Origin of the sequence: Sphingobacterium endophyticum (assembly GCF_009733535.1) — a bacterium.
Lineage (GTDB): Bacteria > Bacteroidota > Bacteroidia > Sphingobacteriales > Sphingobacteriaceae > Sphingobacterium > Sphingobacterium endophyticum.
The window spans coordinates 1-2,220 of record NZ_SMMI01000041.1 but is presented as its reverse complement, the minus strand read 5'-3'; the positions used below and the strand labels follow the sequence as shown (position 1 = coordinate 2,220).

Genomic DNA, 2,220 nt, shown 5'->3' with positions numbered 1-2,220 from the left:
AGTTACGGTTCCTGGGTAAAAATACTTTGCCGCGGGGCTTGGAAGTGAATGTAATTTGTCCCTATCTTTGCACCACTCCGCAAGGGAGGGACGGCCCACGGGCCACTGAAATAAGGGCATGAAGCATGCGAGGCGAACGGCGGACCCAGGTCCCCAGCAGCGCAGGAAAAATCACCCCGCAAATTATTTTAAAATAAATTTTGCGGATTCAAAAAAAGCTTCTACCTTTGCAGTCCCAACCAGGGAATACGGCACAGGGCGCGACGCCCGAGCCGATAAAAAAATGAAAGTTTGGAAGTGCCGAAAGGTACTTTACGACATAGAGCCGAAGCGCGAAGCGGAGGCGAGATAAGTTCTTTAAATGATCATGTAGCGCAGCGAAGTTCCCAGCGATGGGAGCATAGCTGAAAAGATAAACAAGATAATCGATTCAGATATCCCGGAGCGGGAGGAAAACATAAAACAAGACGTTTCTATTTAATTATAAATAGTCAACGGTCTTACACTTCATTTTACAATGGAGAGTTTGATCCTGGCTCAGGATGAACGCTAGCGGCAGGCCTAATACATGCAAGTCGGACGGGATCCGGGGGTAGCTTGCTACCTTCGGTGAGAGTGGCGCACGGGTGCGTAACGCGTGAGCAACCTACCCATATCAGGGGGATAGCCCGGAGAAATCCGGATTAACACCGCATGCAACCAATGGACGGCATCGTTTTTTGGTTAAATATTTATAGGATATGGATGGGCTCGCGTGACATTAGCTAGTTGGTGGGGTAACGGCCCACCAAGGCGACGATGTCTAGGGGCTCTGAGAGGAGAATCCCCCACACTGGTACTGAGACACGGACCAGACTCCTACGGGAGGCAGCAGTAAGGAATATTGGTCAATGGGGGCAACCCTGAACCAGCCATGCCGCGTGCAGGACGACTGCCCTATGGGTTGTAAACTGCTTTTGTCGGGGAATAAACCCCACTACGTGTAGTGGGCTGAATGTACCCGAAGAATAAGGATCGGCTAACTCCGTGCCAGCAGCCGCGGTAATACGGAGGATCCGAGCGTTATCCGGATTTATTGGGTTTAAAGGGTGCGTAGGCGGCACTTTAAGTCAGGGGTGAAAGACGGCAGCTCAACTGTCGCAGTGCCCTTGATACTGAAGTGCTTGAATGCGGTTGAAGACGGCGGAATGAGACAAGTAGCGGTGAAATGCATAGATATGTCTCAGAACACCGATTGCGAAGGCAGCTGTCTAAGCCGTTATTGACGCTGATGCACGAAAGCGTGGGGATCGAACAGGATTAGATACCCTGGTAGTCCACGCCCTAAACGATGATAACTCGATGTTTGCGATATACCGTAAGCGTCCAAGCGAAAGCGTTAAGTTATCCACCTGGGGAGTACGCCCGCAAGGGTGAAACTCAAAGGAATTGACGGGGGCCCGCACAAGCGGAGGAGCATGTGGTTTAATTCGATGATACGCGAGGAACCTTACCCGGGCTTGAAAGTTACTGAAGCATCCAGAGACGGATGCGTCCTTCGGGACAGGAAACTAGGTGCTGCATGGCTGTCGTCAGCTCGTGCCGTGAGGTGTTGGGTTAAGTCCCGCAACGAGCGCAACCCCTATGTCTAGTTGCCAGCACATTATGGTGGGGACTCTAGACAGACTGCCTGCGCAAGCAGAGAGGAAGGCGGGGACGACGTCAAGTCATCATGGCCCTTACGTCCGGGGCTACACACGTGCTACAATGGATGGTACAGCGGGCAGCTACACAGCAATGTGATGCCAATCTCGAAAAGCCATTCACAGTTCGGATCGGGGTCTGCAACTCGACCCCGTGAAGTTGGATTCGCTAGTAATCGCGTATCAGCAATGACGCGGTGAATACGTTCCCGGGCCTTGTACACACCGCCCGTCAAGCCATGAAAGCTGGGGGTACCTAAAGCATGTAACCGCAAGGAGCGTGTTAGGGTAAAACCGGTAATTGGGGCTAAGTCGTAACAAGGTAGCCGTACCGGAAGGTGCGGCTGGAATACCTCCTTTCTAGAGCCCGCTTCGGGGTCGCTGCGCCACATACATGATCGTAAGGAAAAAAAAGACATTCAGAAGAAAGTGCCCGCCCCACGGGGGTCGGTCGCCGAGAGAGATGAGAGAGATAAGCTAGTCCCGTAGCTCAGTTGGTTAGAGCACTACACTGATAATGTAGGGGTCAGCAGTTCAA

General features: G+C 52.2%; 1 rRNA gene. It reads left to right on the top strand.

Annotation, left to right across the window (positions count from 1 at the left end):
- Nucleotides 1–514: 514 nt before the first annotated feature.
- Nucleotides 515–2,042: ribosomal RNA gene (locus tag E0Y80_RS20500) — 16S ribosomal RNA — on the top strand.
- Nucleotides 2,043–2,220: the final 178 nt, after the last annotated feature.